The sequence below is a fragment of the Actinomycetota bacterium genome, from assembly GCA_035759705.1.
GTDB lineage: Bacteria > Actinomycetota > CADDZG01 > JAHWKV01 > JAHWKV01 > JAJCYE01.
In genome coordinates this window covers 1-7,118 of the sequence record DASTUJ010000066.1, presented here as the reverse complement: position 1 = coordinate 7,118, position 7,118 = coordinate 1, and the positions used below count along the sequence as shown (strand labels likewise).

Here is a 7,118-nt window from a genome sequence, read left to right as displayed (position 1 = left end):
GCCGACCAGCGGTGACCGGAAGGCACGTTCTTGTTGATACGAGCATCTCGGTGGCGCTGGCCGGTGTAAGTCACGAAGTTCACGACCAGGTCGCAAAGAGTCTTGCAGGACTCACTCTCGGTCTTTCGGGTCACGCTGCGTTTGAGACCTTCTCCGTCCTGACTCGACTCCCCCCGCCACTAAGGCGACCGCCCACGGCGGTAGCTCGACTGATTGCGGCAAACTTTCCAGAAAGCCGCTTTATAGGTCCCGAGGCGACGCGCCGGCTGCTGGAGCAACTGGCCGAACTCGGCATTGCCGGTGGATCCGTCTACGACGCGCTGGTGGGCGCCGCTGCAGCTGAACACAACCTCCCCCTTGTGACCAGAGATCAGCGCGCCCTCGAAACCTATCGAGCCCTCAACATCAGGCACGAGATTCTCTCCTGATCCCGGGGCCTGCGACCCAACTCCGCGTGATTGCCGGGTATCTCCCGTCAACTGTGGTGTTATCCCGTTATGGAAGTTAGATCGAGGTCCAGGGCTGCGGGTCGCAACTCCTTTCCCCTCTCGAAAGTTGCCGCTCTCGCCGAGGAGTGGCTCGACGAGCGGCGAACGATCGGCCGGGGCATCTCCGGCCAGACCGAAGCCGCCTACCGCCGGGATCTGACGAACTGGGCCCTGCTGATCGCCGAGATCGCCGGGAAGCCGGAAATCGAGGCTCTGGAATCGCCTGAGAGCCGCGAAAAGCCCGACCCCTTTATGTCGGCCCTCGCCCGCCTCGATATCGCCGACCTCAGCCTGGAGAACGTGAAGCGCGCCCTGGCCCAGATGGCCCGTCTGGACTATGCGCCGGCCAGCCGGGGCCGGATGCTTGCCGCACTGAGGGGGTTCTGCAAATGGCTGGTGATGGAGGGCCACATGGTTACCGACCCGACTCTTCATCTGGTAAATCCGTCCATCCCAAACCGGATGCCTTCGGCATTTCTGCCCTCGGAGCTCGAAGCCATCGTCCGCACCGTCTCCCAGCAAGACCCCAACGGGCGGCTCCCCTGGCCGATACGGGACCGGGCCCTGGTGGCGATTCTCGCCGGCGCCGGCCTTCGAGCCTCGGAGTGCATCAATCTCAAGATCGCCGACCTGATCCGGGAGGACCCCGCGATTCTCAAGATCACCGGAAAGGGCAACAAGCAGCGCCGGGTTCCGCTTCCGGTTGAGGTGGTCGACGCCATCGACGAGTACCTCGACGAGCGCACCGTAAAGTTGGGGGAGCCCTCCCCTTCCGACACCCTCCTGGTCCGCCTCAACGGCAGGCCGTTCACCCGGGAGTCGCTCAACTACCACGTCTACAAGTGGCTGCTACGGGCCGGCGTGCACAAGCCGGAGGGCGAGGCGGCCCACGCCTTCCGGCACACCTACGCCAAGGGCCTGGTGGCCAACGGGGTGCCCCTCTCCTCCGTCCAGGCGCTGCTGGGGCACGCCAGCCTCAACACGACCCAGGTCTACCTGCGAATGACCGGCGCCGAACTGGTCGACGCCGTCCAGGCGGCCGAGGTCCGGGAGTACCTCAGGAGCACCCGAACCTAGCTTGGGGGAAGTTTGAAATGCATCCTCGACGCACGGATCAGAAGGTCTGCCCACTCATCGAACGCTTGTTCGGTCCACCCCTCGTTCCACGGTGCCTGCTCGAGAATGCCCTCGATCACCTTCGGGTACCGTGAACGATCTGGCAATGCCCGGGACCCCTCACTCGCGGCGTCCGGAAGAACGGTCCCCTTCGGCAGGACCATCTGCGAGCCACCGGCGTCGAACAGCCCCGCCTGCTCCGCCGACCGCAGGAAGACCTGACGGGCGGATTTCACCTGCGTCCGGCTCACACCGAGCCGCAGCATGTCGAGCTCGATCCGCATGACGCCGGGCATCTGCCCGCCCCGGTAGCTCTCGAAGAGACTCCGATACAGCGGAACGGCCATAAAGGCCTCTACTCTCGCCTGCGGCAGCCCCCGACGGTCGGCCAGGCGCCGCCCAAGCTCGGTCAGGGCGATGGAGTTACGGCTCCCCTCCAGCACGGCGAACTGCTTCGCGGCGGCCACCTTGTTGCGGAATGCGCCGCTGTTGAGCTTGATGTGGCCGAGCCAGGCGGCCAGCTGCTCGGGTAGACATCGGCCGCCGCTGCCGGCGACGTGCCCGACGGCCTTCTCCGCCTCCGCCAGATCGGCGTAGGGGAAAGAAACCGTTGACCGGGTTCTTTTGGGCGGCTGAGGGGCTTCGCCGGAGCCTACGGCGGTTAGTCTCGGCTTGTCGTTCACTGTGCGAGCCAGACTAGCCATGCCCCAGACCAATGTCTAGCACTGTCTAGCTGCTTTTGTAATATGCGAAATCCGTCTGCGCTTTTTTGTAACCTCCCGATCGAGCCAGACGGTCCAGACAAAACCACGAGCGAGTTAAACGGCGTGCGGGATATTGTGAGTACATGACCGACAAGCTCGAGGACCGGATGCAGGGCAAGATCGACGCCGCGAAGCGCCGGATCGACGCCTCCCCCGACGGCCGGGACCCCGGCCCGGATGAGCCCGTCACCGAGGAGGCCCCCGATCCCGACGAACTTCGGCAGGTGTTCCGCAAGTTCCGGCGGCTCATGGGTGCCGTGGGCAACCCCAGCACGGTGGAGATCAAGGGCGCTCTAAGGGCCGGCTGGATCATCTCCTCCGGCAAGGTGGAAGGGTACGGCGACGAATTGTTCCACGTTGTGATGCTCACGAATGGGGCGCTTCACTACTTCAGCGGCGAGCTGACCGGTGACCCGATTGAGCTCACCAGCAAGTGGTTCCTTGGGGACAGCATCCCCGCGCTGGAGGCGAAGATGCCGGACACGGTCGCCGGAATTATGGCGGTTAACAACATCAGCTGGCTGGAGACCGAGCCCCCTCCAGCCTGACCGTCCCCGGGCACATTTGGTCGGCGGCGCCCCGAACCTGCGGTAGAGTCGAGGAGTGGCCGGTGCCAAAGCGCCTCAGGCCGGGCCTCGCTGAGCGAGCGCAGACAACGTCGCACGACGAGCCATATTCCCCGACCATTCCCCCGGACCATAGGAGCTGATTCTTATGACCGAGAAGAAGAACTTCTGGCAAACCGTCCCCGGCGTAATCACCGGGCTTGCCACGATCCTCACCGCCGCGCTCGGCTTGATTCCCATACTGACCGGGGGCGACGAAAACCCGCAGCCTCAGTCCACGCAGTCGGCGAGCCCCACCCCCACCACTTCCTCCACCCCCACTTCTGGCAGCTCATCGAGCAGCTCGGGCAACTCGAACTCGGGCAACGTCGCCCCCAAGGCAGTCGTGGCTCCCAAGAGCCTCGACTTCGGCGAGATCGGATCCGGCAAGACGGCCAGGCAGACCGTGACGGTCGCCAACAGCGGCAACGAGTACCTGGTCATAGACGGGGCGTCGATCGAAGGGCGCAACGACGTCTTCTCGGTCGAAGCGCAGGAGTGCCTCGGCGATGCAACCGGAATCGCCCCGGACGACGAGTGCGAGGTCTCGGTGTCCTTCAACCCGACCTCTCCCGGGGCCTTCGCAGGCTTCCTGGAGATCGAGCATTCGGGCAAGGACAGCCCCACCCGGGTGGCGCTCAACGGCGAAGGGCTGCTGCTAGACCTCTAGTCGGCGGCAGCGTCCAGCACCGCCAGCACCTCGTCGCCGAAGTTCTCGAGCTTGGCGGGACCGACGCCTTTGATCCTCGCCAGCTCGCCCAGCGAGCGGGCCCCGGAAGCCGCAATGGCGTCCAGAGTGGCGTTGGAGAACACGGTGTAGGCGGGCTTTCCCTCCTTGCGCGACTTCTCCAGCCTCCACTCCCGGAGGAGCTTTCCGGCCCGCTCCGCGCCGGGCGTGGCGACCACCACCTGGGGCGACGCCGGGCCTGCCGGCGATTGCCGGGTGACCGGGATGGGGGCGGTGCCGGGCTCCCACTCCTTGGTCAGCTCGTCCAGAAAGGGCGACGCCGCCGCACCGGCGACCACCGTGCTGCTCAGCCGGCACCGGGTTAGGGCAACGTGGAACACCCTCCGCTCCTCCTCGATGTCCCAGGCCAGGCGGTGGGGCATGAGACCCTCGGTGACGTTGTGGACGACCACGTGGTCCCACTCCCGGCCCTTGACCGCGTGGATGGTGGCCAGGGTGACTCCGTCGGGATCCCCCGGCGTGTTCAGCCCCTCCCGGAGCCACCCCTCGAATCCCTTAGGGTCCGGGTGCAGGTGGCCCAGGGCGATCAGGGCGTCCAGGTCGTCGGTCTGCGGCGAACGGTCAAGCCTGCGGTGCTCGGTGTCGAGCGCGGCCATGGCAGCGGCCAGGCCGATTTCGTCGCGCAGGCAGCGCAGGATGGTCTCGGTGGTACCGTCACTCCCCTCCTCCACCAGGCGCTCGATGTCGTCCGCATAGTTATTCACTTTGTCGGCATCCCGCACCGCCAGGCGCTCCGCAAGGTTCCTCAATCGCTCCACCGACCGCTGCTCGGACATCCACTCGATGACCTTGGGCGACATCGCCCGGGGAGGCCGCCGGGCGGTGAAGCTCACCTCGGCGGCTCGCAAGCGCCCGGGGTTGGTGGCGATGCTCAGCCATGCAAGCGCCGCCCTCACCCCGGTCCGTTCCAGGAATCGAGCGTCCACCGCCCGGTTAACGGCGATTCCGGCATCCAGAAGGGATAGCTGCACCGGCGCCAGCGAGCTGTTGACCCGGCTGAGGATGGCGATGTTGGACGGCGCGACCCCGGCTTCGACGTGGGAGTGAACTGCGTTGACCGTTGCGGCGACCGGGTCCTCGGAGACGTCTGTGGCCAACCCGTGCGCCTGTTCCCCTCCTGCACGGGTTCCAGGCGGGCTCACGATGACCTTGGGCACCCGGGTCCGGTTGTGCGTTAGCAGCGTCCGGGCGGCCGAGGTTACCTCGGGGTGGCACCGGTAGTTGACCTCCAGCAGGTGGCTGCCGGCACCCGGGAAGTAGGTTGCATAATCGATCAGCCAACCCGGCGAGGCGCCTGCGTACCCGTAGATGGTCTGGTCGTCGTCCCCCACCCCGAATACCGAGCCAGCAGGACCGGAAAGGAGCCGGACCAGAAGCACGTGGGCCGGCGTGAGGTCCTGGAACTCGTCGACGAGCATTACCCGGCATGCCAGGCGGGCCCGTTCCCGGACCGCCGGATCGGTGACCAGGATCTCGATGGCCCGGTAGATCTGCTCGTCGAAGTCAACCACGCCCCGCTCCGCCAGCGCCGCCCGGTAGCGGTCGAACACATCGGACAGCCCGTCCACGTCACCCTGGAAGTCCATCTCCACCCGCTCCGGAGACTTAAGGCCCAGGCGGACCGACGACAGGGCTTCGATCCAGGCGGCGGCCGGGTCCGTGTTGGCGCGGCGCGGGAAGGATACGAGTTCCTCGAGGATCCTGCGCACAGTCGACTCGTCGACGGTCTGAACCGACCGCGACGTCCCGAACCGGCCGGTTCCGCTGAGGATGGCCAGACCCAACGAGTTAAGCGTGCGGACCTGAAGCCCCGGCAGGTCCGTCGTCCGCTCCTTGATCTCCTCGGCGGCGCGCTTGTTGAACGCCACCAGGCACAACGACTCGGGTGGGATCCGCCAGTTCTTCAGCAGGTGCCGGGCCCGCTCTGTAAGCACCCGGGTCTTGCCCGAGCCGGCGGGAGCGATGATCCGGGCGGAGCCGCCTGGGTGGGTCACCGCAGCCTCCTGGTCCGGCGCCAGCTCCGCGGTGCCCGTGTTGGCGCCGAACGGAGTCAGGTGACCGTGCTCGACGGCAACCCGCGGGATCACTACCGCTTCCGGCACGCCGAGCACCGAAGGATCCAAAAAGCCGAACGGACCTCCGTCGACAAACGCCGGCCGTCCGTCCCGCAGCACGACGTCGGCCGGGCCGCCCGGCTCGGCCCCGAGGGGAACCGCCATGCCGGACCAGCGCCAGGTGGTCTCCGGTCCCCTGGCGTCCAGCGAGTTGAACAAAGCCGCGTGGCGAAGCCGCTCGCCCGGGAACGAGAACCCCGGACCCAACGACCACACCGGCGACGTCTCCGCCTCGTTCACCGGCAGGCTCCAGCCCGAGGCGATCTCGATCACCAGCGGCCGGCGGCCGAGGAACGCCGTTTCGAGATCATGGAGGGCTGCCGCGCCGGTCTCCGGGCCTAGGGTTACCCTCTCGCAACCGGACCACGGCTCGGGCGCCTGCTGGCCGGGTGAAACCAGCACCGAGCGCCCCAGGGCCGGAGCGGGGCTGCCCGGCGCCGCCACCACCGGGCGGGCGGCCGTGTCGTGCGAGCCGGTGGACGGACGCACCGAGGCGTTGCCTCCGGCCGCGCGAGCCCGGGCAAGCGTTTGAGCGGCAGGGGTACGCGGCCCGTTCGGGGAACCTGCCGGAGGGCCGACCGGCTCGTAGTTGGACTCACCGTCGTCGTCCCAGAACCCGGGGCCCATGTCCTCCTCGTCCTCGGGATCCGAGTCTGCCGGAGGTGACTTCGCGGGCGCCGATGCCGTCTGGCCGCTGCTCCAGCACCGGCGAACGCTCTGGGCGTCGGGGTGGGTGCCCCCGCAATAACTACAGGCGATGGGCATGGGTCAACTCCGTCCAAATCTCATTCGCCGAGGATACCCGGCGCCGGTGACAACGCCGGATGTGAAGTTTCAGCGGACGGTGAACTCGGCGATCTCGCCCTTCTTCCAGTGCTCCTCGGGCCCCGACCTGATGAAGCAGGTGAGGGCATATTCGCCGCCGGTCAGCTCTACCGACATGACATCGGTCTTGTCCGGGTCGGCCTCCCCCGTCGCCACCCGGGTTGCCTCGTCCTCCTGCTTGCCGCGCCTCAGGATGTCCGTGAAGCTGCCCTCGAACTCGGGCTTACGACGGAACACGACCATCTGGTGCTTCTCGTTCGCCTCGTTGTTCATCGTAAGGCTGGTCCGTCCGCTGTTGAGCTCGGTGGGAAAGTCCCGGTAGCGGAACTGGCTGGCTGCGAACTCCACCTTTTGCATGGAGCAGGTGTCGGCGTCGGCCCTGCCCGTCTTGTTCAGCGACGACAGCAGCTTGGAATCCGCAAAGTCCGCCGGGTCGCGGCTGCGGACCAGGTCCCGGT

The 7,118-nt window shown here is 66.9% G+C and carries 7 protein-coding genes; 4 read left to right on the top strand and 3 right to left on the bottom strand.

Annotated elements, in window-relative coordinates:
- Positions 1-428 (top strand): PIN domain-containing protein (locus tag VFV09_04340; protein HEU4866940.1); only part of this gene is annotated, 428 nt, incomplete at its 5' end.
- Positions 429-497: 69 nt separating this feature from the next.
- On the top strand, positions 498-1,565 hold the full coding sequence (locus VFV09_04335) for a tyrosine-type recombinase/integrase (GenBank protein ID HEU4866939.1): 1,068 nt from the start codon (positions 498-500) through the stop codon (positions 1,563-1,565).
- Here the strand turns inward: VFV09_04335 and VFV09_04330 are convergent.
- Complete coding sequence (locus VFV09_04330; protein ID HEU4866938.1) at positions 1,562-2,287, bottom strand: hypothetical protein; 726 nt, start codon at positions 2,285-2,287, stop codon at positions 1,562-1,564. The genes VFV09_04335 and VFV09_04330 overlap by 4 nt on opposite strands.
- Positions 2,288-2,451: 164 nt before the next feature.
- Between VFV09_04330 and VFV09_04325 the strand changes: the two genes are divergently transcribed.
- Entirely contained in the window at positions 2,452-2,916 is a 465-nt protein-coding gene (locus tag VFV09_04325) for a hypothetical protein (protein ID HEU4866937.1), read from the top strand.
- A gap of 166 nt (positions 2,917-3,082) precedes the next feature.
- A complete protein-coding gene (locus VFV09_04320) occupies positions 3,083-3,643 on the top strand; it encodes a choice-of-anchor D domain-containing protein (GenBank protein HEU4866936.1) in 561 nt (186 codons plus the stop codon).
- On the opposite strand, the gene VFV09_04315 is transcribed toward VFV09_04320, so the two are convergent.
- A complete protein-coding gene (locus VFV09_04315; GenBank protein HEU4866935.1) occupies positions 3,640-6,600 on the bottom strand; it encodes a UvrD-helicase domain-containing protein in 2,961 nt (986 codons plus the stop codon). The genes VFV09_04320 and VFV09_04315 overlap by 4 nt on opposite strands.
- A 69-nt stretch (positions 6,601-6,669) precedes the next feature.
- On the bottom strand, positions 6,670-7,118 hold a 449-nt coding region (locus VFV09_04310), incomplete at its 5' end, for a hypothetical protein (GenBank protein ID HEU4866934.1).